This window comes from Providencia sp. JGM181, assembly GCF_018257375.1.
Classification (GTDB): domain Bacteria; phylum Pseudomonadota; class Gammaproteobacteria; order Enterobacterales; family Enterobacteriaceae; genus Providencia; species Providencia lanzhouensis.
The window spans coordinates 23,869-45,182 of the sequence record NZ_JAERJY010000005.1; the positions used below are offsets into that span (position 1 = coordinate 23,869).

General features: G+C 41.6%; 49 protein-coding genes. 26 read left to right on the forward strand and 23 right to left on the reverse strand.

Features of this window, described 5'->3' with window-relative positions; all coding sequences use genetic code 11:
* Window positions 1-117: 117 nt before the first annotated feature.
* From JK188_RS17930 to JK188_RS01905, 23 genes are all read right to left on the reverse strand, one after another.
* Window positions 118-342 (reverse strand): hypothetical protein, encoded by a 225-nt coding sequence (locus tag JK188_RS17930; RefSeq protein WP_211885040.1) that lies wholly within the window; start codon window positions 340-342, stop codon window positions 118-120.
* Window positions 339-545 carry a DUF4060 family protein gene (locus JK188_RS01800; RefSeq protein WP_154633740.1) on the reverse strand — a complete coding sequence of 69 codons (207 nt, stop codon included), beginning with the start codon at window positions 543-545 and terminating at the stop codon, window positions 339-341. Before JK188_RS01800 ends, JK188_RS17930 begins: the two co-directional genes overlap by 4 nt.
* Window positions 546-561: 16 nt before the next feature.
* Window positions 562-753, reverse strand: coding sequence for a hypothetical protein (locus tag JK188_RS01805; protein ID WP_211885041.1), 192 nt, complete (start codon window positions 751-753; stop codon window positions 562-564).
* Window positions 746-1,012, reverse strand: coding sequence for a phage protein NinX family protein (locus JK188_RS01810; RefSeq protein WP_211885042.1), 267 nt, complete (start codon window positions 1,010-1,012; stop codon window positions 746-748). Before JK188_RS01810 ends, JK188_RS01805 begins: the two co-directional genes overlap by 8 nt.
* Window positions 1,005-1,175: a hypothetical protein gene (locus JK188_RS01815; protein ID WP_211885043.1), complete on the reverse strand. Its 171-nt coding sequence runs from the start codon at window positions 1,173-1,175 to the stop codon at window positions 1,005-1,007. The genes JK188_RS01810 and JK188_RS01815 overlap by 8 nt, the downstream gene beginning before the upstream one ends.
* Window positions 1,165-1,392 carry a hypothetical protein gene (locus tag JK188_RS01820; RefSeq protein ID WP_211885045.1) on the reverse strand — a complete coding sequence of 76 codons (228 nt, stop codon included), beginning with the start codon at window positions 1,390-1,392 and terminating at the stop codon, window positions 1,165-1,167. The genes JK188_RS01815 and JK188_RS01820 overlap by 11 nt, the downstream gene beginning before the upstream one ends.
* A gap of 160 nt (window positions 1,393-1,552) precedes the next feature.
* Entirely contained in the window at window positions 1,553-1,819 is a 267-nt protein-coding gene (locus tag JK188_RS01825) for a hypothetical protein (protein ID WP_211885046.1), read from the reverse strand.
* Window positions 1,819-2,118 carry a ClpX C4-type zinc finger protein gene (locus JK188_RS01830; RefSeq protein ID WP_211885047.1) on the reverse strand — a complete coding sequence of 100 codons (300 nt, stop codon included), beginning with the start codon at window positions 2,116-2,118 and terminating at the stop codon, window positions 1,819-1,821. The genes JK188_RS01825 and JK188_RS01830 overlap by 1 nt, the downstream gene beginning before the upstream one ends.
* 35 nt (window positions 2,119-2,153) lie before the next feature.
* Entirely contained in the window at window positions 2,154-2,420 is a 267-nt protein-coding gene (locus JK188_RS17690; RefSeq protein WP_249215366.1) for a hypothetical protein, read from the reverse strand.
* 46 nt (window positions 2,421-2,466) lie between these two features.
* A complete protein-coding gene (locus tag JK188_RS01840) occupies window positions 2,467-2,754 on the reverse strand; it encodes a hypothetical protein (RefSeq protein WP_211885048.1) in 288 nt (95 codons plus the stop codon).
* Window positions 2,755-2,789: 35 nt separating this feature from the next.
* A complete protein-coding gene (ssb, locus tag JK188_RS01845) occupies window positions 2,790-3,242 on the reverse strand; it encodes a single-stranded DNA-binding protein (RefSeq protein WP_211885049.1) in 453 nt (150 codons plus the stop codon).
* A complete protein-coding gene (locus JK188_RS01850) occupies window positions 3,235-3,795 on the reverse strand; it encodes a hypothetical protein (RefSeq protein WP_211885051.1) in 561 nt (186 codons plus the stop codon). Before JK188_RS01850 ends, ssb begins: the two co-directional genes overlap by 8 nt.
* Window positions 3,795-4,619, reverse strand: a complete 825-nt coding sequence (locus JK188_RS01855) for a PD-(D/E)XK nuclease-like domain-containing protein (RefSeq protein WP_211885052.1) — start codon at window positions 4,617-4,619, stop codon at window positions 3,795-3,797. The genes JK188_RS01850 and JK188_RS01855 overlap by 1 nt, the downstream gene beginning before the upstream one ends.
* Window positions 4,616-4,822 carry a hypothetical protein gene (locus tag JK188_RS17935; RefSeq protein ID WP_211885053.1) on the reverse strand — a complete coding sequence of 69 codons (207 nt, stop codon included), beginning with the start codon at window positions 4,820-4,822 and terminating at the stop codon, window positions 4,616-4,618. Before JK188_RS17935 ends, JK188_RS01855 begins: the two co-directional genes overlap by 4 nt.
* Entirely contained in the window at window positions 4,819-5,019 is a 201-nt protein-coding gene (locus tag JK188_RS01865; RefSeq protein ID WP_211885054.1) for a hypothetical protein, read from the reverse strand. Before JK188_RS01865 ends, JK188_RS17935 begins: the two co-directional genes overlap by 4 nt.
* Window positions 5,020-5,275: 256 nt before the next feature.
* Window positions 5,276-5,551: a hypothetical protein gene (locus tag JK188_RS01870; protein WP_211885056.1), complete on the reverse strand. Its 276-nt coding sequence runs from the start codon at window positions 5,549-5,551 to the stop codon at window positions 5,276-5,278.
* A 62-nt stretch (window positions 5,552-5,613) separates the two neighbouring features.
* The gene (locus JK188_RS01875) at window positions 5,614-5,937 is read right to left on the reverse strand and encodes a hypothetical protein (protein WP_211885057.1); all 324 of its coding nucleotides are present in this window, start codon (window positions 5,935-5,937) and stop codon (window positions 5,614-5,616) included.
* Between the two features lies 1 nt (window position 5,938).
* Window positions 5,939-6,163 (reverse strand): hypothetical protein, encoded by a 225-nt coding sequence (locus JK188_RS01880; protein WP_211886472.1) that lies wholly within the window; start codon window positions 6,161-6,163, stop codon window positions 5,939-5,941.
* A gap of 29 nt (window positions 6,164-6,192) precedes the next feature.
* Entirely contained in the window at window positions 6,193-6,405 is a 213-nt protein-coding gene (locus JK188_RS01885; protein ID WP_211885058.1) for a hypothetical protein, read from the reverse strand.
* Window positions 6,406-6,676: 271 nt separating this feature from the next.
* A complete protein-coding gene (locus tag JK188_RS01890; RefSeq protein ID WP_211885059.1) occupies window positions 6,677-6,979 on the reverse strand; it encodes a regulator in 303 nt (100 codons plus the stop codon).
* Window positions 6,980-7,049: 70 nt separating this feature from the next.
* Complete coding sequence (locus tag JK188_RS01895) at window positions 7,050-7,358, reverse strand: transcriptional antitermination N peptide (protein ID WP_211885061.1); 309 nt, start codon at window positions 7,356-7,358, stop codon at window positions 7,050-7,052.
* A 400-nt stretch (window positions 7,359-7,758) separates the two neighbouring features.
* Window positions 7,759-8,064, reverse strand: coding sequence for a hypothetical protein (locus tag JK188_RS01900; RefSeq protein ID WP_211885062.1), 306 nt, complete (start codon window positions 8,062-8,064; stop codon window positions 7,759-7,761).
* A gap of 30 nt (window positions 8,065-8,094) precedes the next feature.
* Window positions 8,095-8,781 carry an XRE family transcriptional regulator gene (locus JK188_RS01905; RefSeq protein ID WP_442959109.1) on the reverse strand — a complete coding sequence of 229 codons (687 nt, stop codon included), beginning with the start codon at window positions 8,779-8,781 and terminating at the stop codon, window positions 8,095-8,097.
* Window positions 8,782-8,897: 116 nt separating this feature from the next.
* Between JK188_RS01905 and JK188_RS01910 the strand changes: the two genes are divergently transcribed.
* The 26 genes from JK188_RS01910 (at window position 8,898) to JK188_RS02030 (ending at window position 21,314) form a co-directional block, all read left to right on the forward strand.
* Window positions 8,898-9,083 carry a Cro/CI family transcriptional regulator gene (locus tag JK188_RS01910; protein WP_048606430.1) on the forward strand — a complete coding sequence of 62 codons (186 nt, stop codon included), beginning with the start codon at window positions 8,898-8,900 and terminating at the stop codon, window positions 9,081-9,083.
* A gap of 104 nt (window positions 9,084-9,187) precedes the next feature.
* Window positions 9,188-9,514 (forward strand): hypothetical protein, encoded by a 327-nt coding sequence (locus JK188_RS01915; protein ID WP_211885063.1) that lies wholly within the window; start codon window positions 9,188-9,190, stop codon window positions 9,512-9,514.
* 23 nt (window positions 9,515-9,537) lie between these two features.
* Window positions 9,538-9,711, forward strand: coding sequence for a hypothetical protein (locus JK188_RS01920; RefSeq protein ID WP_211885064.1), 174 nt, complete (start codon window positions 9,538-9,540; stop codon window positions 9,709-9,711).
* Window positions 9,704-10,537, forward strand: coding sequence for a replication protein (locus tag JK188_RS01925; protein ID WP_211885065.1), 834 nt, complete (start codon window positions 9,704-9,706; stop codon window positions 10,535-10,537). The genes JK188_RS01920 and JK188_RS01925 overlap by 8 nt, the downstream gene beginning before the upstream one ends.
* Window positions 10,537-11,907, forward strand: coding sequence for a replicative DNA helicase (locus JK188_RS01930; protein ID WP_211885067.1), 1,371 nt, complete (start codon window positions 10,537-10,539; stop codon window positions 11,905-11,907). The genes JK188_RS01925 and JK188_RS01930 overlap by 1 nt, the downstream gene beginning before the upstream one ends.
* 24 nt (window positions 11,908-11,931) lie before the next feature.
* Window positions 11,932-12,573: a hypothetical protein gene (locus JK188_RS01935; RefSeq protein WP_211885069.1), complete on the forward strand. Its 642-nt coding sequence runs from the start codon at window positions 11,932-11,934 to the stop codon at window positions 12,571-12,573.
* A 15-nt stretch (window positions 12,574-12,588) separates the two neighbouring features.
* Complete coding sequence (locus JK188_RS01940; RefSeq protein ID WP_211885070.1) at window positions 12,589-12,753, forward strand: hypothetical protein; 165 nt, start codon at window positions 12,589-12,591, stop codon at window positions 12,751-12,753.
* Entirely contained in the window at window positions 12,753-13,010 is a 258-nt protein-coding gene (locus JK188_RS18075) for a DUF551 domain-containing protein (protein WP_211885072.1), read from the forward strand. The genes JK188_RS01940 and JK188_RS18075 overlap by 1 nt, the downstream gene beginning before the upstream one ends.
* On the forward strand, window positions 13,010-13,231 hold the full coding sequence (locus JK188_RS01950) for a Lar family restriction alleviation protein (RefSeq protein ID WP_211885074.1): 222 nt from the start codon (window positions 13,010-13,012) through the stop codon (window positions 13,229-13,231). The genes JK188_RS18075 and JK188_RS01950 overlap by 1 nt, the downstream gene beginning before the upstream one ends.
* Before the next feature lie 22 nt (window positions 13,232-13,253).
* Complete coding sequence (locus JK188_RS01955) at window positions 13,254-13,613, forward strand: HNH endonuclease (RefSeq protein ID WP_211886347.1); 360 nt, start codon at window positions 13,254-13,256, stop codon at window positions 13,611-13,613.
* Window positions 13,614-13,615: 2 nt separating this feature from the next.
* Window positions 13,616-13,837 (forward strand): DUF7279 family protein, encoded by a 222-nt coding sequence (locus JK188_RS01960; protein ID WP_336431231.1) that lies wholly within the window; start codon window positions 13,616-13,618, stop codon window positions 13,835-13,837.
* On the forward strand, window positions 13,838-14,311 hold the full coding sequence (locus JK188_RS01965; protein WP_211885076.1) for a recombination protein NinB: 474 nt from the start codon (window positions 13,838-13,840) through the stop codon (window positions 14,309-14,311).
* A gap of 163 nt (window positions 14,312-14,474) precedes the next feature.
* Complete coding sequence (locus tag JK188_RS17940) at window positions 14,475-14,888, forward strand: DUF3310 domain-containing protein (protein WP_336431232.1); 414 nt, start codon at window positions 14,475-14,477, stop codon at window positions 14,886-14,888.
* A gap of 111 nt (window positions 14,889-14,999) precedes the next feature.
* Window positions 15,000-15,374: a hypothetical protein gene (locus JK188_RS17945; protein WP_211885078.1), complete on the forward strand. Its 375-nt coding sequence runs from the start codon at window positions 15,000-15,002 to the stop codon at window positions 15,372-15,374.
* Window positions 15,371-15,502 carry a hypothetical protein gene (locus tag JK188_RS17950; RefSeq protein ID WP_336431233.1) on the forward strand — a complete coding sequence of 44 codons (132 nt, stop codon included), beginning with the start codon at window positions 15,371-15,373 and terminating at the stop codon, window positions 15,500-15,502. The genes JK188_RS17945 and JK188_RS17950 overlap by 4 nt, the downstream gene beginning before the upstream one ends.
* Window positions 15,495-15,785 (forward strand): DUF1364 domain-containing protein, encoded by a 291-nt coding sequence (locus tag JK188_RS01980; protein ID WP_211885080.1) that lies wholly within the window; start codon window positions 15,495-15,497, stop codon window positions 15,783-15,785. The genes JK188_RS17950 and JK188_RS01980 overlap by 8 nt, the downstream gene beginning before the upstream one ends.
* Window positions 15,782-16,147 carry a RusA family crossover junction endodeoxyribonuclease gene (locus tag JK188_RS01985; protein WP_211885082.1) on the forward strand — a complete coding sequence of 122 codons (366 nt, stop codon included), beginning with the start codon at window positions 15,782-15,784 and terminating at the stop codon, window positions 16,145-16,147. The genes JK188_RS01980 and JK188_RS01985 overlap by 4 nt, the downstream gene beginning before the upstream one ends.
* Window positions 16,148-16,190: 43 nt before the next feature.
* On the forward strand, window positions 16,191-16,352 hold the full coding sequence (locus JK188_RS01990; protein WP_336431239.1) for a protein ninH: 162 nt from the start codon (window positions 16,191-16,193) through the stop codon (window positions 16,350-16,352).
* On the forward strand, window positions 16,349-16,852 hold the full coding sequence (locus tag JK188_RS01995) for an antiterminator Q family protein (RefSeq protein ID WP_211885086.1): 504 nt from the start codon (window positions 16,349-16,351) through the stop codon (window positions 16,850-16,852). Before JK188_RS01990 ends, JK188_RS01995 begins: the two co-directional genes overlap by 4 nt.
* Before the next feature lie 539 nt (window positions 16,853-17,391).
* Window positions 17,392-17,709, forward strand: a complete 318-nt coding sequence (locus tag JK188_RS02000; RefSeq protein WP_154636507.1) for a phage holin, lambda family — start codon at window positions 17,392-17,394, stop codon at window positions 17,707-17,709.
* Window positions 17,702-18,061, forward strand: a complete 360-nt coding sequence (locus JK188_RS02005; protein ID WP_154600345.1) for a D-Ala-D-Ala carboxypeptidase family metallohydrolase — start codon at window positions 17,702-17,704, stop codon at window positions 18,059-18,061. The genes JK188_RS02000 and JK188_RS02005 overlap by 8 nt, the downstream gene beginning before the upstream one ends.
* Window positions 18,062-18,295: 234 nt before the next feature.
* Window positions 18,296-18,607, forward strand: a complete 312-nt coding sequence (lysC, locus tag JK188_RS17695; protein ID WP_195848882.1) for an Rz1-like lysis system protein LysC — start codon at window positions 18,296-18,298, stop codon at window positions 18,605-18,607.
* Between the two features lie 271 nt (window positions 18,608-18,878).
* The gene (locus tag JK188_RS02015; RefSeq protein WP_211885090.1) at window positions 18,879-19,070 is read left to right on the forward strand and encodes a crAss001_48 related protein; all 192 of its coding nucleotides are present in this window, start codon (window positions 18,879-18,881) and stop codon (window positions 19,068-19,070) included.
* Between the two features lie 124 nt (window positions 19,071-19,194).
* Window positions 19,195-19,422, forward strand: a complete 228-nt coding sequence (locus JK188_RS02020) for a DUF2560 family protein (protein WP_211885092.1) — start codon at window positions 19,195-19,197, stop codon at window positions 19,420-19,422.
* Between the two features lie 94 nt (window positions 19,423-19,516).
* Window positions 19,517-19,900: a hypothetical protein gene (locus tag JK188_RS02025; protein WP_050763758.1), complete on the forward strand. Its 384-nt coding sequence runs from the start codon at window positions 19,517-19,519 to the stop codon at window positions 19,898-19,900.
* A gap of 1 nt (window position 19,901) precedes the next feature.
* A complete protein-coding gene (locus tag JK188_RS02030) occupies window positions 19,902-21,314 on the forward strand; it encodes a PBSX family phage terminase large subunit (protein WP_211885094.1) in 1,413 nt (470 codons plus the stop codon).

Here is a 21,314-nt window from a genome sequence, read left to right on the forward strand (position 1 = left end):
TTGTTTGCACGCCAAGAGCCACCAACTCTAAACATGTAATATTTTGATGGCTTCCTGTATATAGTGCTTTTTGATAGGTTCAATAGCTTCGAGTATTCTTCTACTGTGTAATATGAGTCATCCACTATTAATCTCCTTATCGATAGAGTTGACGTAATAAGTCAACCACATGATCGCTGGGAATTTCTTGTGCTTTTCGCTGAGTGTTAATTGAAACTTCGGTAGGTAATCTTTGAGTATTGCTGTGCTTTGTTTATCGCTGAGTTTTTTGAGTTGCTTTAATTTGTCACGGCATTCACGTGCTATCTTTCGGCGTCCGTTCTCTAATATCCACTCATTCATATCCTCTGCCTTTTATTTCTCATTGTTACCATATAAGACTTTTGACAGTTTTGAATTTCGACAGGGTAGATATTCTTTCCTATCTTTATTTTGTGGTTAACGATTATTCCGGTTCGACTGTGATTCTTTTTGTGGGCTTCCAATGCCGCATTAATAGCTATCCTTTCTGTGGGCGTGACTTCGCCGCGAATTATTAATTTCATAATTCACCTATGCTATTTAATTGTATTTTTGTATTTCAGATTCCTTAAATCGGCAATTATGTTTTATTCCATCTCCGCAGACATATTTAAAATCATCAAGCGGATTTATTTCTATTACCGTTAAAATATCGCCATCCATATATCCGCAATAATCAGAATGGCCATCATCAATAAGAGTTACTTTATCGCCTATGTTTATGTTATTCATTCTCCGCATCCTTCATTAATAAATAAACTTCCATAGCAGCGCGATATAAGTTATTTGTAGTTGCATCAAATGGATGACGGCTACAAATCCATAAGTCACCATTAAGTTGAGGAACAGCGGCTATCTTATTATCAATAATAATCGGCATTGCGTAGGCTGGGTTGTTGCAGGGGTCGAATGATTTTGTGTGTATATAACCCAGTCTAAAAGAAACTAATTCGTTAATCTCGAAGTCAGGGAGTTCGGTGTATTTATTCATTGATTAACTCCAGCTCTTCTTCAAGCCACCAAGACGCTTGACCGTCTTCATCTTCAACTAGATAAGGTAGTACAGCATCTTTATCATCAATAGTGTAAATTCTACCATTAATATCCCACGGTTTGATTTTAACCTTGTCGCCTACTTTAAATTTACTCACCATGAATAACCTCTATTTTATTGTTTGTATTACAATTGGAAGTATCTTTGTTTTCATAAAACTTGGTTAATGACGCACATGATAAAACAACTAAAATAAATACAACCCCCACAGCAATAGAGTTTGTGAATATATTATCCACTTCATTAAGAGTGTAAATTACCAAATAAACTATAACCGTGAATATAACAACCGCAATTGAGCCTAATAATAATCCCATTATCTAATCACCTCACCACAAACTATCTCAACATCCCGCACCCGCATTATCTGCATAGTACGGCTCTCGCATTCTTGCTGTGTGTATATTTGCTCAGATACAGGCACAGCAGAACCCTGTATTAGTATGAGTAATACATATCCGATTATTATTTTCATATTTAATCTAATTTATAGAGTGGGATATTTATTGAGTCGGATTGTTCAGCGTTAATATGAGTGAATTCGTGTTTATTGATATAATCAATTCCATTTGATTCCATATAACCAACAGGCTCCAAGCTATTAATTAAACTCTCGCGTGATGCTTGCCAAGATTTAAGGCATTGGCGCTTTACGGATTGAAGTAAAGTATTTTCTGGTTGAGACTCAATTAACGGATACTCTTTTTTAAACCATTCTTCAAATTGCTGCCTTGATTTATCCATCACTCCACCTTTCTATATCCAGCTTTATATAAACGTTCAGCGTACATGTGAGCAGTAGTAGACATACCAACATCAGTTAAGCCTTCTTCGTCAGTAGAAATAACATCCGCAATACGCTCAATTTCCTTTTCAGTCACTTCATTACGTTTTTTATCAGCAAGTTGTTTTGACAAATCAGCGCATTCAAAGCAGATATTCACATTGCCTGCTACAACTAGCTTTGATACCCCAACATCTTTACCGCAAGCCGAGCATATATTTCTCGTTTTGGGTTGAAATTGTTTTTGTAGCTCAATCATATTCATTCCTCTTCATTGCATCCCTGCGAGTTGAATTAATCTTCCGTTAAATCAATTACATCATCAATAACACTTTGCTTTACTGCGTAATAACCGTCTTCGCCATTGAGCGTTATTTCTTCCGTGTTGGTGTAAATACTGATAATTGCCTGTTTCAACTTCGCGTTTTCTTCTTGTAACTGTTCGAGTTCTGATTCTTTCGCTTCTTCCGCTGGCTGCTTCCATCCACAGCGACAATCTTTGCATTCACCATCGCCACCCTCTAAATAAGCTGAGCACTCTGGGCAATATAGCTTCTTCATATATCTATCTCCTGTTTGCATCCTTGCAAATATATCCTTTGGTTAATTAAAGAATTCCTTTGCGATATTCTTTTTCCAAATAAGTTTCTTTCCCGCTAACTTCAATGCTTCCCTTAAGTAATTCTCGGTTAGCTTTCCCGATAGGGTTATCTGGCCTTATGTCCAGTCCCTTCAACGGTCTAGACATAGAGTCATGGCGATTAATAATTTCCTGCCTTTTCCTGTCAACTCGGTCGCATACTTCATCAAAATGCTCTTCGCAGGAATGAAAACCTCGGTATTCATACCCGTTATAGTCATCAAGTTCTTTCTTGCATAAGCAGCATTTATCCATAGTTATATCCTTTGGTTAAATCACATAGGGAATGGTCAGAAGGGAATGGAATCATCCCAATCCATCGGCGGCTCATTCTGCGGAGCTGGTTGCTGTTGAGGTTGTCGCACTGGCTGCTGGCTTCCTGCTTGATTACCACCGTTACCGCCTAGCATTTGCATCGTACCGCCGATATTTACTACCACTTCTGTCGTGTATCGGTCTTGACCGCTTTGGTCTTGCCATTTACGCGTTTGCAAAGAACCTTCGATATAAACTTGTGAACCTTTTTTCAGATATTCACCAGCAACTTCGGCTAATTTGCCGAAAATCACAACACGGTGCCATTCGGTTTTTTCACGCATTTCACCTGATTGTTTATCACGCCACGATTCCGATGTGGCTAGTGTGATATTTGCTACTGCGCCACCATTTGGCATGTACCGAATTTCAGGGTCTTGGCCTAAGTGACCAATGAGAATTACCTTATTCACTCCACGACTAGCCATTACCTTTCTCCATATCAGATTTTGCGCTTTGGTAAACCACTTCTAGTTTCTCTAGGCTATCAACATCACCTGTGAATTTATTTTTTAGCCAGTGATATGACCTGTCTAATTGCTCTGGAGTCATTTCTCCAGATTTCCCAGTAAAATCAGATAACAAATCAAAGTTTGTCATTAGTTTTTTAACTCTGTGCTCTGCGCGTTTTCCTCGAGACACGGAGAGCATGAATGACAGGTCGCTTTCAATATGGCTCATAGCGTGAATTTTTATACCACCAACCGCAACGCCACCAAACTTAACTGTTGGGTCTCCAATTAATGTTAGTGACCTTCCAGCCCATGCATGACCATCATTACCCCAGCCGCCAATTAAAACCCTCCGCATTGATTTTGATGGCTTATATGGGCGTCCGTCATATCCAACGAGGTCAATAAATACTGGTTGGTCTTTAGAGCCTTCCCTTACTGATTTGATAGTTGCTGTTATCGGGGTAGATTGAACATCTTCAAAGTTAATTTGGTCTGACTTTGGAATGATTGTGCGTGATAAGTCCATTAGAGATACACCTCATCGTCTAAATATTCATCATCGAATAAGTAATTAGGAACATTGATTTCACTCGGTGGAAGAACTATTCCTTCAGTTCGTAGTGATTCATCATCAATGCATTCTTTAATTTTGCGTAATGCTTCATGCATATGCTTATAACCAAGTTCCAGCGATTCCGTTCCGATGTAATACATGCAGTTGGTATAAGGTGGTTTATTTTGAAGTGCGAAGAAGCAAAACTGGTCTAACTCAATCCCTGTAGTTAGCTTTAAAACGTACAGATAAAAGGCCGCTTGAATATGGTAGTGATATTTACCGAATGCCTGACTAAACCCTCTCTCAGTTGCATCCATGCAACTTTTAACATCAAGCGGGTAAGGGTGGAAGTCTGATAATCTATCGAACCGACACTTAAGTCTTAAACCGGTAATCGGGCAGTTGGCAAACATCGACACTTCTGATTTTCCCTTTGCCGCCATGTAATCCATAAAGTCGGTATTCATCCTTGCCGACTCAATCATCCGTGTGATTGTTTCTACTTCGCCATTAATTAGAATGTTGTCGGCGTTGTATGTTTTCGCTAGTTCCTTATATTCCTTGGATGTGCGAGTTTTTATTTCTGGTTCAAGTATGAAATCCATTTCAAATACTTCAGGCTCCAGTAATGCTGCGTGAATTGCCGTTCCAATCTGTGCCGATTTACTTCCTTTAAATGGGTTAAAATACAGATTAGCAGGGCTAACGCTAATAGCTTTGACTGACGTTGAGCCTATAGCATCATCCTTGTGATAGTCTTCATTACTCAGTCCGTAAATAATTCCTTCTCTCACAATAGCCTCCTTTCGCTTTTTGCAGCCTCAAAAAAAGCGTTCCATGCTTCATCTGATTCTTGAGTGGTCATTTTCCGTATGACCGATGAGGGAAGGGCATCATAAAACCGCTGAGCAATTTCATTAGTTAGTTCATCATCCTGATTTGCTAGGTGCTCACGGTCTGGAATGGTGACGAAGTTTTCATACTCTGAAATTATCATGCTGAGTCCTCATACCGTTCCCTGATTATTTTTTGCAACAGTTCCTTTGTTACATTCATGCTTAAAATAAGAGTTTCTGGGTCATCCGTTTCAATGAGATATCCACTATCCATGTGAATAATTGCTCTTGTTCCACCACATGCCGCAGGTTCCGTTTGCGTGTACATGTTTTTAGATTCAAAAATAAGTTTGTTCATTCAGACCTCCCGTAACTTGCTTTGAGAAATTCCATTGCTAACCACCAAACATCATCACAACGTTGGCTTATAGCGATTCGCGCCTGTGCCTGTGCCAGACGTAGAAAATGTTTGTCGATTTGCATGATTTATCTCGCTAATAGAGGTAATAGGATTGCAGTCATAATGATTAATGATGCGTAGTAATAGTTATCGCCCATGTGATGGCCTCACATAGTTATTGAAAGTGTTCTGGTGTTGGTGCGGTGGTTTTTTTCTAGATTACTTCTTGAAATGAAACTAACTGACCGTTGTATTCAAGTTTTACTTTGGATTCTTCAATCCAAGCAACAACAGCTGAGTCTGAGAAGCTGATTATTTTGTCTAGTGACTGCCACCATGCATTTCTAGATGCATCACTGTCTATTGTTAAAGGTTTGTCAGTCTCTCTTGTTGCGCGTGCTATACGTAGTTCTCCATCTTTTCTTTTTCTTACCACAAAGCACTTTGCGCCTTTTGCTGGGATGCCACTTTCAATTTTTATCCAGTTCATAATTAATTCCTTATGTGCGTATTCCTCACTATTAATAGCGATATGAATGATTAAGTGGTGGGTTACTGCTGACCGAGGGCTTTTGCGATTGCTGAGTTGGCTTTATTCATCATTTCTTTATGCTTAACTGGAGCGCGTTCATCAACATCTATTTCGTATCTCTCCATTGCTGAAACTAGCTCTCTAAGTGATTCTAATAACTCTGGTGCTGCTGCTAATAATCTTGCATCGTGTTTTGGTTGCTCACCTGCGCCATTCCAATCTTTTACAAATGCGACTATCTGGTTATTTTCATCAGTAACTTCAAAGAATCGATTTTCAAAGCCGTACCAATTAGCTACTTCCGTGTGAGCGTTAAACTTTCCTTTGGTACCTTTAAACTCCATATCACCCCCTAGCCTTTAACATTGCATCCGCCATTTGATATGCGTTTTTCGCAACCCATTCAAGCGTTTGGTCTGTCGCCGTATCAATCATTGCATTGTTGGCTATAATTCCATTCATAGCCTTAGCAGCTAGATAATCACGCAAATTCATGCCTTCCTGAGCTACAAATTGCATATCTGGATGCCCGCTTGCGGGAAAAGCCGCTCCACCTGTTGTATCTGTCATACTCCCTCCGTTATTAACTAAACACGATGCTAGTCTTCAGTTACGGTATACCCTTGGCTTTCAAGGTGCTTGATGATGTCGTCATTGTCCATTTCATCTAGCAGTGTGCTTGCTGAGTATTCACTGATGATGTCATCGACGCTGATAAATCCATCAAGAATTGCACCAGTAAGCGTTACTTCAACGTTTCGGTTCATGCGTGCTTCACACTGCACGCTGTCGCACTCAATCGTAATATCCATCTCTATCTCCTATCTATTAATCAACTCACCACAGCCCACTAATTAATGAACTCTGGTTAGTTGCCTAGATATCGCTCTAGGCTGCGGGTCTCACAGACCATGGCACCTGCATATTTAATTTATTTAGATACGTTAAATTTAATCACTACATAAATCCTCCGATTCAAACGGTACTTACATCTATGACGAGACCGATTTATCGCCTTTGGTTTATTGTCGTGCTGTCAAAAAAGCTACCTCACCACAGCCCACCTTGATGGACTGTAATTAGTTAACTAAATGGCTTTCTTGGCTGGAAGTTGAATCTATGCCAGCCGTCTGTTAGCTCTATTTTCTCGTAGCCGTCGTTGCCTTTATGGTCAGCGATTCCAAGTTCTACAGCGTATGAGTGCAGATTGTGGCGGCGTTTTATTTGTTCCATGCCTATCCAATTCAAATCAGTATTGCGCTTTTGTGCTTGCTTTGGCGTTAGCTCTAAGCTGTTAACGGCGCTTAACTTTTGCTGCCGTGCGATATCTTTTTTCATGTCTCGCAAGGTGCTAATCATGTAGTCTATGCGTTCAATATCGTTCATGTTCACCCCCTTGCCGTAACACTTCCATCACTCATAATCGGCTTGCGTAGCCGTGGTTGCTTGCGTGTGTCTATGCTCTTGCTGTCACTTCTCCAGACTCTAATAACGTTCCTGACTTACGATATTTAGCTGAGTAAATACTAGAATTTGGTAAGCAGGTGTTATCTGTGGAGTCGTAAACTTTAGTGCTGCGAATGGAAATTGCTTTTTCAACTCGGCTAACTGGTTTGCGCGTGAGTGATAAGGTAGGGCGCTTTGTTTCTTCCGTATCACCATTAATTGAAACCTTCAATTGCTCATTCATGGCGTATGCATTCTTTAACTCTGCTCTACGTTCCGATCTGCGATTTCTAGCGCAGTTATATCCGCGAACACCCATAATTACCTCCTACAATTAGTTTTGGTGATTGGTGGTAGCGCACTCATCTACCATTCATGCTTAGCAGAGCGATTACCAATCCCAAAACTTACTGTCTTTGGTTTGCGCATTTTTCAGCGCGTTCTGTTAAAGAGCGAACATCCTGTTTATCTATGGCTCCTTGCCTTCGATGGAATAACTATACAAGTAACGCTTTATTAAAACAAGTGTATCTTGTGTTTATTTTTGTGTTTTTACTTGGTTTTTTACTTATATATTTGTTTTTTATTGGTTTATTTATTTTTAATTTTAGATTTTACTTGGATTGGATTGGATTGGATTGGATTGGATTGGATTGAGGACTAGGCAAAAAAAAATCCCTCATGAGAGGGATGGCGTGGTTGTGCTTAATAGAATGTAATTACTTGTTATTTGATGTTATTTTTGCAAAATCTAAAAAAGCCTCTTGGCACTCGTTAGCCATTTCAACGAGAGTTTTTCCCTTCTTTTTAGCTTCACTTTCCATGAACTTATCAATAAATTCATCTCCGTTAGGTATGCTATTTTCTTTTTGAAACTTATATAGAGCTGACTGGGAATTGCACTCTGATATTTTCATGATCGTTGATAATAATTTAAAATCATTTTTATCATTTAAATCAAGTTTATCCACAGCATAAGATGATGATGAAATCGCAGTAATTAATAGTAAAATTAATTTTCTCATTAGGTTACCATGCTTAAATGTAAGATATTTCTATCCATGAAATTTGTATTTAATTGATTGACTAACAAGAACTTTAGCTTGGATAAACATCCCATCAATTGAATTGTCCTCTAAATACCAAGTTTCATACCTTGGGTTATCAGATATTACAGCTAATTTCTTGTATTGCATTTGAAGTCTTTTTATATACAGCTGATTATCAAGAATGAAAACATAGATCCCATCACCATCGAAATGATTTACAGTGATGTCAACAAATATCTGGTCGCGAGGTTCAAATGTACCAGACATTGAATCACCCTTAACCGTGATCATCTTGACGGTATCAGCAGTTCTTCCACCAAATAAGCGCTTGGCTTCCTCCGCTGAATATTCAATGGCAGTTATTGTCTCTATGAAATCATCAAGAACCATGACGCCAGATCCAGCACTTGCTTCGATATCTAATATCTCTACTTTATACCTTTCTTGAACATTAGAGCCATCCTCTAGCTCTATCTTAACCACCTCTTTTCTGTTTTCAGACTCTGGTCTACCAAATAAAAGCCAATTAGCATCTACACCAAGAATTTCAGCAATCTTCATTACTCTATTCTTTCTTGGCTCAGTACTGGTTTCCCACTGTTGTACTGATTGAGGTGATACGCCAACCGCATCAGCTAATTCAGCTTGGGTCATGTCTTTTGCAAGTCTGGCTTGCTTGATTCTGTCGCGCATAGTTTTCATTTCTTCAATATACAAGTATTGCTTTTAATATTCCAACAAGTAAAACTTGCTTAACTAAAGTGATTCTTGTATTATTCTTGTGATAGTTCAATTAAAGGGAAATTGTTATGAACGCATTGGAAACAACAATTAAAAAAGCGGGTGGCGTTCCCGCACTAGCAAAACTGTTAAACATTAGCGATCAGGCTATTCGCCAGTGGGAGCAAAAAGGTCGCATTCCACCTGCCAGATACGCACAAATAAATGAATTGTTTGGGATTCCTTTTGAGTATCTCGTCAAAGATAAAAAGTAATCCACCTCGCTCTTTAACACCTCTGCGCTGAAAAACGCGCACTTCAAAACTTAACTCACAGGATCGTGAGCAACGGACTAACTACGTCAAAAGGAATTTAACAAATGGACTACGCAACAACACGCAAAAACTTCAATCAATTCGTATCAAACCATCTAATCGCTACGGCATTACAAGCATTGAGAGCTAAGTCTCAGTCTGTAGTAGCTAAAACATTAGGTGTTCATGACTCAACCATTCTACGCAGAACTGACAAATTTCCTGAGCTATGCGAAACGCTGGCAGCGTCGGGGATTAAAGATTTTGTGCTGGAAGGTGAGAGAAAAATATCTGAGGAAGAATATCGCTTTTTGTGGAAGCAAATCGGTGAGCTTTCTTTGATGAGAACAAAAGAAAACGCCCCAATTGTTGGAGCAATCGAGGCGCATTAATCAAACTGTTTAACGAGGTAATTATGGCAAAAAATACAAGAAATTACCAGCGTATTGTACATAAAAACATCGTGCGTGACGAAGTTAACCGCTCCGTCACAGAGCAAGGAGCTAAGGCGCTTAGGTCTGCATTGGAAGATGCAAAATTACGGCTTGAGCATCGTCAGGAAGTCACTGGAGGGAAACAGCATGAGTAACGTTGCATACGCTGATTTTGGCAACCAACGACAGCAAGAGAGGCCGAAAGTGGCAAACCTTGAAGATGGCTATACCAGAATTGCTAATGACCTTCTTGAAGCTGCTATGTCTTCTGATTTGACAGCTAGGCAATTAAAAGTATTTCTGGCGATAGTTAGAAAAACATACGGGTTTAGTAAAAAACTGGACCGCATAACCAATACTCAAATAGCATCAATGACAGGCATTCATCACACTCATGTATGCAAGTCCAAAAATGAAATGATAGCTATGAATATTGTTATTTCATCTGGTAATCAAATAGGAATTAACAAGGCGTTTAATGAGTGGAAATTTGATATTAGCCAAGTTAGTGAAACATTAGCCAAGTCAGCTAATGAAAGATTAGCCAAGTTAGCTAACGAGGATAAGCCAAGTCAGCTAAACACAAAAGAAACTCTTTCAAAAGAAAAGAAAGAAAGTAATACACCCCTTACCCCTCAAGAGGTGAAAGGGGGAGAATTGACTAAGCCTTCTAAGCGAAAATCTCAACCAGTTAACTACGACGAATATCTCAATGCCTACAACGAGGAGGTTGGAGATAGATTACCTCACGCTGTTGAAGCCAACGAGAAGCGTAAAACTCGGATCAGGAAAATAATCAAAAACCTCGCAACGCAAAATGTTGATGGGTGGCGGGCCTATGTTCGAGCCTTTGTGAGAATGGCTAAGCCATTTTATTTTGGTGAAAACAATACAGGATGGACCGCAGACATTGATTATTTACTGAGAGACACAACTCTGACAGGGGTTCGTGAAGGGAAATTTGCTGACAGGGGATTCTAATGGTCAACAACCAAATCGAAGCAAGCGTAATTGGTGGCTTGCTGAAAGACGGATTAACACTCAACGCATCTGATGTACTCGCCACTTTAAAACCTGAAGCATTCGGATCTCATTTCTACCGTGAAACCTACAAAGTCATTCAGAAGCAAGCCAAAACTCGCGGCATGATTGATTTAATGATGGTTGCCGAGGCAATGGGTGACAAACATTTCGCTGACATCATGGAAGCCGCCAAGAACTGCCCAAGCGCAGCAAACTTGAAAGGCTACGCTACGATGGTGACTGATAATCACAATCGACGTGAAATGATTAGCTTGATGGACCAACACCGCCACGTTATCGAATCAGGCACGATTGACGCAGCTGCTGAAGCAATGGACCAACTCATCAAAAAGGCTAACGAACTACGGTCCGCTAACGATGAGATTAAACCAGTACACACCAAGGACCTGATAGCAGATTTTACGGAAGTGTTAGAACAACGCCTAACCAATGGCGATGAATCCGACACGCTGAAAACGGGGATCCAAGAACTTGATGAAATCACTGGCGGTATCAACGCAGTGGACCTAATCATTGTTGCTGCACGTCCTGCTATGGGGAAAACCGAGTTTGCATTACGGGTAACCGAAGGCGTAGCTTCACAAGTCGATAAACAAACGGGCCACAAGAAGGGTGTTCTAATTTTCTCAATGGAAATGAGTTCACGCCAAATTATGGAGCGTCAAATTGCAGGGGCATCGGGCCTATCAGTTTCATCACTGAGAAACCCTGCAAAAATGGATGATGAAGGATGGGCCAGAGTTTCAAATGGTATTGGTCGGGTCCAAGATTTGGATGTATGGGTTGTCGATGCAAGTAAACTCGATGTGGACCAAATCAGGGCCATAGCAAAACGCCACAAACAGCAATATCCATCACTGGCATTAATTATGGTCGATTACTTAGGCCTGATAGAAAAACCGAAAGCAGAGCGTAACGACTTGGCGATTGGTTATATCTCATCAAACCTCAAGGGAATGGCTAAAGAGCTACTAACCCCAGTTATCTCACTCAGTCAACTTTCACGCGATGTTGAGAAGCGACCAAACAAACGGCCCGTTAATGGGGACTTGCGCGACTCAGGCAGCATTGAGCAGGACGCAGACTCCATCATCATGCTTTACCGTGATGCTGTGTATAACGAGAACTCATCAGCGGCCCCATATGCTGAAATTATCGTGACTAAAAACCGATTCGGTAAAACAGGGACCGTATACCAGCGATTCAAAAATGGTCACTTTATGGATGTGGACCAGATGGAAGCCGCTAACGCTTGCCTACAAAGCAGCAAGCCTCAACAACGCCGATTCCAAGGCGCGGACGTGTAACACACCAAATCATAAGGACTTCAAATGAAATCATTTTACATGATATGCACCCGCGACACGGTGGGGAGCAACGCATCATTTCATTGCAAGGACGGAAAAGGTTACGCCACTGATATCGATAAGGCTCATGTATACACGCTAGAGGAAGCGCAAAGGGCGTGGGAAAGCGGAAGAAGTATCGATCAACCTGTTTCTAAATTCTGGGTTGATGCTTTAGCTGATTATCACGTCGATTGTCAGTACATACCGCGCGAAACTGTAATTCAGGAAGGCTGTACTAATTATGTTGGTTACGTGAAAGGCGATTGGGACGGCAACGATGTTTATTGGCTAACTAAAGGGTATAAGCCAGTAACTAATTTTTCATTTGCTAAGCAGTTCCATGAGCCAGATTTAACGATGGATAACATTGTTTGGCTGCCGTTCGATATTGCCGATGCACAGAAAAGGCGCACATTCTGCTTATCTAGCTTCAAAGCTCGAACGATGGTGCAAAGTGCAGGATTACGCATTCCTGAATGGCTAAAGAAACAACGCAGACGCAAAGGAAGCAGCGGAAAAACACGATGGAATTGTCCATGCTGCGGGAAAATCAGTTGGCAGTATGACCCTTATACATTTAGCGGCTGTCTTGATATTTACTGTCAAGAATACATTGGCAATTAAGCGAGGTGTTGAGTGATGAAAGGAACAACGTTAACAGAAAGAGATGCAGATATTTTAATTCTAACTAAAAAGCTGCTCGAACTAGAAGAATTGCAAGCCAAGAACCCAACCGATGAGAAGGGTATTGTAATCAAGGCTATTGCTTATCGAATTCGCCATATCAGCATGGGAGGCATCTAATGCAGGGAACTAATTGGGTTAAGGTGAGCGAGAAATTACCTAAAATGGACACGCCAGTATTTGCTGGATATTTCCGAGGTGAAGAGTTCTTGTACCATGTTTTTATGCGTTCTGATACATGCGGAGAAGGCTGGACATGGTCAATCTCATTCGATAATTACATAAGCTGTGGTGAGGAGTTCATAGAGGATGATGACTACTCAATGATAACTCATTGGAGACCAATGCTTAGCCCACCAATGCCAGAGGGTGAATGATGAGCGAGTTAAAAAAGTGCCCGTTTTGCGGTAGCAAGGCTGAATTAATAGATAACCGCCTGTGCTGGTATGTTCAGTGTAAAAACGATGATTGTAGTTGCACTGTAATCGGCGAGAGAGTACCTGAGCCACAATCCGAGGAAGAATCAGATGCCATTGATTGGGATTCTGTAAGGCAAACAGCTATAGCAGCATGGAACAGGAGAGCTAACAGTGACTAAATCACAAAGAGAAAAACTAAGGATGTTATTTGGCGGAAAGTGTGCTTACTGCGGTTGTGAGTTACCAGAAAAAGGTTGGCATGCGGATCATGTAGAGCCAATTTACAGAAAAATCGACAGGATTAATGGAAAAATAGTAGCTACTGGTGAGTGCTTTAACCCTGAAAATGACACTGAGCAAAACCTCGTTCCAGCGTGTGCGCCGTGTAATCTATTTAAATCTGTTTATAGCGTCGAAATGTTTCGTGATGAAATTAAAAAGCAGACCGATAGAGCTAGAAAATCATCGGTAAATTTCAGAACAGCTGAGCGTTTTGGATTGATTGAATTAGTCGATAAACCAGTTGTTTTTTGGTTTGAACAGTATCAGCAGGAGAGCTAACAGTGAGTGAACCAGTAGAGATAATGGTCTATTACGTTAACTTCAATACGAGCCGCAGATTCTGGATGTTAAAAATATCTGCTTATGGCGATGAGGATCATTTTAAGTTTCAAGCTAAGCCAACCAGAAAGCAAATCAGGAAATTTAAAAAACAATTCATTCGTGAAGCCAAAGAAATCTCTGAATGTTTAGTTGGAATGACAATGGCAATGCAAGGAGGTTAAATGTCACTAAAGACATACTATCTCAGTAGTAAAAACATCAGACAGAACGCCATCGAAGCAATACAAAACCTACCAATAGATTCAGCCAAGCCATACGAAGTCAAACTCTCCGAACCCAAACGAACCAAAGCACAAAATGACCGCATGTGGGCAACTCTTACTGATTTGTCTAAACAGGTCATGTGGCAAGGTCAATGGTACGACAAAGAGGATTGGAAGGACTTAATCACTGTACTCAATAAGCAAGTCAAGGGTGAGGCTCAACGGTCGGCTGTCGGGCTAGGTGGCGGTATTGTCTATTTCGGTGAACGTACTAGCAAAATGCGAGTAAGACAAATAGCGGATGTTATCGAATGCGCTCACTGGTTCGGCTCACAAAATGGCGTGAAATTCACTGATGACGCAAAGAGAGAACTGGAGTGGGCGCAACGCATCGGTGACAAACAGAAACTCAAGGAGCAGCAAGAGAGATGAACATCATATCAAAAATGGCAATCGCTATGGCGTCACTAGCATCACAGAACGCCTTATGGGCTATCAACCATAGTCGCAGTTGGTACAGCTACCCAATATCAACTAAGCGCATCACAGGTCACGCAAAGATAAACCGAGCAGCCAAGAAGCGGAGGGCTAGAAAGTGAGTTTTGCAAAAACCGAAAGGGATTACCCAGAAGGAAAATATACCCATATAGAATGCAAATGGTGTGGGTGTAGTTACATTGGACCTAAGCATGAAAACGCTTGTAAGAAATGTAATGACAATCTTCAGCGCATGGGCGGATTTGCTGATTTATTTGGTAAAGGTGAAGAAAATAAGATGAAAGATAACGTAAATAACCCATCACACTACGCATCAGGCGGCATTGAGTGCATAGAGGCTATCAAGGCAAGCATGACTCGCGAAGCATTCTTGGGATATCTCAAAGGGAATATCCAAAAATACGTCTGGCGATATGAAAAGAAAATTAACCCCGTGGAAGATTTGAAAAAAGCCCGTTGGTACATGAATCGACTAGTTGATGAGCTGGAGAATGAAAGTGACACCAATTGAAAAACTAAAGGAAATTGACAAGAAGTTAGACGAAGCTCATGCATTAGTAATCTCATTGCAAAACATGCGCAGAGAGCACATCAACCGCCACGATTTAAACAAGGAGAAATCATGACCCAGCAAGGAGAAAGAGCAATCGATGTTATTAACTCCGTAAGTGGATTCGAATATTTCACAGCAAAGAAAGCGACAAGTCTAACAGGTATGTCGCGTTCATATGTGAGCTTCATCCTGGGGCTAATGCATAAGTTTGGTGCAATAACAGTGGTCGGTAAAATCGGCGGCACTGTCAAATATCAAGTATCACGCAACGCAATTCAGATCATCGAAAATAACTTCACTGAGATATTTAAGCAAAGCCACAGCGTCAGAGGCAATGAGCCACTAGGCACAGGAATGGTGATTGTTGATAGAGCTAATGTGAATGGGATGGGTAATCCATTACTAAGAAAGTTAGATACATTGCTGAGTGGGGTGAGGGTGTGAGTCAGATTAAGGAAGATAAAATGAAAAAGCAAAAATTCACTATCGGTGCAAAGTTATTTATCGCAACTCTGATCATTGGTCTAGTTGCTACATCATCAGCAATCTACTGGGTGGCGATATATGGCTAACTTACGCAAAGAAGCAAAAGGCAGAGAGTGCCAAGTCAGAATACCAGGAGTATGTAACGGCAATCCTGAAACTGTGGTAGGCGCTCATTATCGAATGGCAGGATTATGCGGCACAGGATGCAAGCCTAGCGATTTATTTATAGCTTGGGCATGTAGTGCTTGTCATGACGAAATTGACCGCAGGACGCGAATCACAGGAGCTGAATACGCAATTCAATGTCACCTAGATGGAGTCATTCGAACTCAGGCTATATTGCAAAGTGAGGGGAAGATTAAGGCATGAAGGAATATCACCTAAAGCTACCATATCCCCCAAGTAATAATACTTACTGGAGGCATTGTAGAGGAAGGCACTACATATCACCTAAAGGCACAAACTACCGAAAGCAAGTAACAGGTTACATAGAGCAGCAAAACCTAGATATCAAAATCACTTCCCGCATCAAAATAGTCATCACTGCAAATCCCCCAGATAAACGCAAAAGAGACCTCGATAACTTGCCTAAAGCGGTTTTCGATTCGCTTACTCACGCCAATTTTTGGGATGACGACGAGCAGATAGACGATTTTCGCATTAAGCGCGGAGAGGTGGTTAAGGGCGGATCATTGGATATCAAGATATGGGAGATAGACGATGCAGACTGAGATTACGACAATCCCTGAGCTACTGATTAAGCACTACGGGAATATGACTGAGGTTGGGAGGTTAATAGGTGCGAATAGAGGAACTATTAGAAAGTATGTTCGTGATGCTAGCGCTGAAAGCCACATTGTTATCAACGGTAGATTAATGGTCAGGCATAGAGGCGGCGACAGATGGAACGCTAAAGAACCTCAGGAGGCTAAATGAGCTACATCGGAGAGAAAGAGTTAACAAAGGATCAGTTCGATTGGCTTAACGGATGGCTTGAATTGTGGGGCGCTTGGGTTCACTCAGGGCGATTGAATGTACGCATGATAAACATGATTTATAAATTCATGCGAACAGTCGAGCCAAACAGTGCGCCATCCAGACCAATGTGCAGTGACGATGAAGGAATGTTGATTTCTCAGGTCGTAGATTCAATCATCGCCACTGACGAGCAGGCTTATAAAATATTGCTCAGCTATTACGCTCATGGGGCATCCAAGCTTTCGATAGCATCTTACTACCATAAGGTTGCAAATCCCCGCAAAATGAACACAAGGTCAGGAGGAAAAGTAAAGGTTCCATCATTGCGAACATGCCGAAGAGAAGTTGACGAAAAACTGAAAGCTTGCCAGTGGTTATTGTACGAACCTCTTCGAAATGCAATGAATAATCGCAAACGTGTAGCTAAAGTTAGAAAAATAACTGAACTTTGCTATTGACAGTAATGACCAAATGGACAATACTTATCAGGTAAGCTGCCTTAACTGTTCTTAGGTTGGCTTAACCAGATTCTAGAGCCTCTACTTCGGTAGGGGCTTTTCTGTAATGGTAAGGCGCGTCTTGGTGAGTAACATCACCCTTGCTTAGCATGGAGGACGCATCTTAACCATTGTGGAGAATGCTAAAGCCAGTTAGCACCAGTAATAGCCTGATGCTCGGGAATAGGAAACTTGGGAATGCGGTAGAGCGCATCGAATACCGAGATTGCAGGGATTGGCTCCTGCCCCCACAGCTAATTCAACCTGTAAGCAACCCTTACAGGTTCACATTCAATAAGTCGCCTAGTGCGGCTTTTTTTGCTTTTAGCGCTCTCATCATGGTGATGTGCGACAACCATTTCGTCGCTTGCGCTGGTTCAATTCCAGCAGCGCTACATTAATACGCCGCCACAGAATTCTAATCAACCAAACGAAAATTGACGCATAGAGATTGTGCGCGGCTATCTATTAACTAAATTCCTCCAACGTAGGGGGTGAGTATGAAACATATGAAAGAAACCCCTGAATTTTGGGATCAGGTATTTAGTTATCTGTCTCAGTACAAAGAGCAAGGTGTTTTTGCTGGACTGGCAGGCTCTGTCGCTATTTTGCGAGGGATGTACAACGGCGGCGGTTGGTGGAAAACGTTACTTGATGGTTTCTTGTGCGCATTCCTCGGCTGGTTTGCAAAGGACTTGCTAGCGTTCTTCGGAATGAACCCTGATCTTTCCTATATCACTAGCGTCATGATTGGTTACTGGGGCGTCGAGAAAGTCAGCAATATTATTAAAGGTAAAGCTGGAGTGAATAATGACTAAGTTAAGTGAGCATTTCGATAGTAAAGAATTTGCATGTAAGGATGGGTGTGGGGCAAATCAAGTCGAACCCAAGTTGGTTGAAATTCTTGAAGGCGTTCGCGCTCATTTTGGTAAGCCAGTAGTGATTGTCAGTGGTCGTCGCTGTGCTAAACACAACAGTAAAGTAGGTGGTGCTCCTAAATCTCAGCACTTGCTAGGTACGGCGGCAGATATCAAGGTTAAAGATGTAGCGCCGAAAATGGTCGCTGATTATCTGGAGTCTCAGTTTCCCGATAGCTACGGCATTGGTCGCTATAAGACATTCACACATATCGATGTGAGAGGATATAAAGCACGATGGGGCAGCAACTAGTCAAAATCGGCAAATGGTTTATATCAAACATACAACCAATTCTATTTATTCTTTTGCTTGCTGCATGTGTCATTTACAACCTTAGAATAAATAGACTAGAGAGTGAAAATGAATCACTCACTAGTCAGATATCAGTAAGCCAGCTACTAAACAAAGTAACCCAATCAGCTATCACTCTGCACTATCAAGTGTCACTCGACAACATCAAATCCAAGCAATTAGAGGACTCAGAACATGTCAAAGTTAAGACTGTTATCAAAACAGTACTCAAAGACAATGAGTGCGCTAATACTGCTGTGCCCGATGATGTTGTTAGTGAGCTGCACAAGTACAAAAGAGAAACTGGTTCCCGTTCAGCCGGTGCCACTTCCCCCGCACTTAATCGCTGATTGTTCGGTTCCTGTTATCCCTGCTGAACTAACTTACGGTGATGTAGTGATGCTACTGGCAGATAGTCTGAATGAGTTGAATAAGTGCAACTTGGACAAGAAAGCAATTAGAGAGATTGAAGCGGAGAGGTTAGGCGCTAAGAATGGCAACGGCTAGAGCGATGGCGTGTTCTGGATTTGATTCTTGCAAGAATAAGTAAACACCAGTAGCAGCAACAAGTTTAATCAGTAATGCAGTAATTCGTACCATGTAAATCTCCTAAGTTAAGGTGTCGGTAGGGTGAGCTTCTCTATATGGGCTCCTATATGAGCACCTGTTTTTAACTTGTTGATTTAACGTGATGCGTAGATTTTTTGAGTGTAGCGGGAAATTGAACAACAACGAGCCTCGCAATAGCGGGGCTTTTTAATATCTAAAGGAACATAAAATGCAGCCACACCAACAACGAGTAGTAGATGAGAAAGCTGAGTTAGACGACAAAATCACAAAGCTGGCAACTTTCATTAATGGCGATATCTGCAAGACGCTGGAGCATCGCGACCAAGAGTTATTGAGTAAGCAATTAGGTCATATGCGCAGTTACTCTGAAACTTTATCTCAGCGCATTGAGCGATTCTAAAGAATAACCCCGACAAGGTAACAGGAGGTGATCCTTCTTGCTGACGGGTAAGCCGTAAGTGATCAAAGTAACGTAGTGATACGTGATGATGGTTGCGAATAACTTACATAGATAAGGTAACTAAATGACTACGATTACAGCACAGAATCAAATGCGGTTGGATTTACTCCGATTGGTTGGGAATGACACGGCGGCAGCTCAAGCGGCTATCGAGTTCGTTAAAGACGATGCACTCAAGTTTGAATTGTTTAGGGATGCGTACAAAACATGCCAGACAGAAGCTCAGTTTGTAGCTCGAGCACAGAAGGCAGCTCGTGATGCTCAACAGGCACTGGATTTATTCACGCAATAGTTAATTACACAGCTCATTTACGAGTGGGCTGGATAATTGATTAAAGGAGGTCACTGTGACAAAGAAAAACAAAGGTGGTCGCCCGTCTGATTACATGCCAGAGACTGCTCATGATATCTGCGCAAAGCTTGCAGAGGGAGAGAGTTTGCGTTCTGTATGCAATCGCCAAGGTATGCCAAGCAAGGCAACGGTATTTCGCTGGCTATCTGAAAATGCTGAGTTTCGAGACCAATACGCGAAGGCGACAGAGCAAAGAGCGGACGCGTTATTCGAAGAGATGCTAGAAATAGCTGATGATGTGCTTCCTGATTCGGCTGAGGTGGCTAAGGCTAAGCTTAGAATTGATACCAGAAAATGGTCGCTGGCTAGAATGTCTCCCAAAAAGTATGGCGACAAAGTTACGCAAGAAATTACTGGCGCTGATGGCGGAGCGATTCAAATAGAAACATCACCTATGAGTTCATTATTCGGTAAATAGCATGACACAGATAAACCCTATCTTTATGCCATTCATTGAGGCGCACCGTTACAAAGTCGCTAAAGGTGGCAGGGGTAGCGGTAAATCGTGGGCAATAGCAAGGCTTCTCGTTGAAGCAGCGAGGCGACAGCCAGTCCGTATACTTTGCGCTCGTGAATTGCAGAACAGTATTAGTGACTCAGTTATCAGGCTTCTTGAAGATACGATAGAGAGAGAGGGCTATAACAATGAGTTCGAAATTCAGCGCACCATGATTAAGCATCTTGGCACTGGCGCTGAGTTTATGTTTTACGGCATCAAGAATAATCCGACAAAGATTAAATCACTTGAAGGTGTTGATGTTTGTTGGGTGGAAGAAGCGGAGGCGGTAACAAAAGAGAGTTGGGATATTCTGATCCCGACAATTCGAAAGCCTAACTCTGAAATATGGGTAAGCTTTAACCCGAAAAACATTCTTGATGACACCTATCAGCGTTTCGTTGTTAATCCTCCTGATGATATTTGCTTGCTTACTGCGAACTATACCGACAATCCTCACTTCCCTGATGTATTACGATTAGAGATGGAGGAATGCAAGCGCAAGAATCCAACACTGTATCGTCATATCTGGCTGGGTGAGCCGGTAAGCGCTAGTGACATGGCTATTATCAAACGTGAATGGCTAGAAGCTGCTACTGATGCACACAAGAAGTTAGGATGGAAATCCAAAGGCGCGGTCGTTTCAACTCACGACCCGTCTGATACTGGCGGAGATGCCAAGGGGTATGTTTCACGCAGGGGATCAGTAGTTAACAAAGTTGCAGAAGGTCTGCTAATGGATGTTAACGAGGGTGCTGATTGGGCTACTGAGCAAGCTATTCAAGATGGTGCTGACCATTTCCTATGGGATGGTGACGGATTAGGTGCGGCATTGCGTCGGCAAGTTACAGATGCATTCACCGGTAAGCAAACAACTGTAACCATGTTCAAAGGTAGCGAGTCTCCTTTCGATGAGGATGCGTTATATCAATCTGGTGCATGGGCTGATGAAGTGGTTAGTGGTGACAATAGCCGAACGATTGGTGATGTATTCAGAAACAAACGCGCACAATTCTACTATGCATTGGCTGACAGGCTCTATTTAACATATCGAGCGGTAGTACATGGTGAGTATGCAAACCCTGACGACATGATTAGCTTCGATAAAGAAGCGATCGGCGAACAGATGTTAGAAAAACTATTCGCAGAGCTTACGCAAATTCAACGTAAGTTTAATGGTAACGGCAAGTTAGAACTGATGACCAAAGTTGATATGAAAGTCAAACTTGGCATTCCATCACCTAACTTGGCTGACTCCCTCATGATGTCTATGTATTGTCCTGTGATTATTCATGACGATACAGAGATTTACGTTCCATCATCTTCTAGTTGGTAA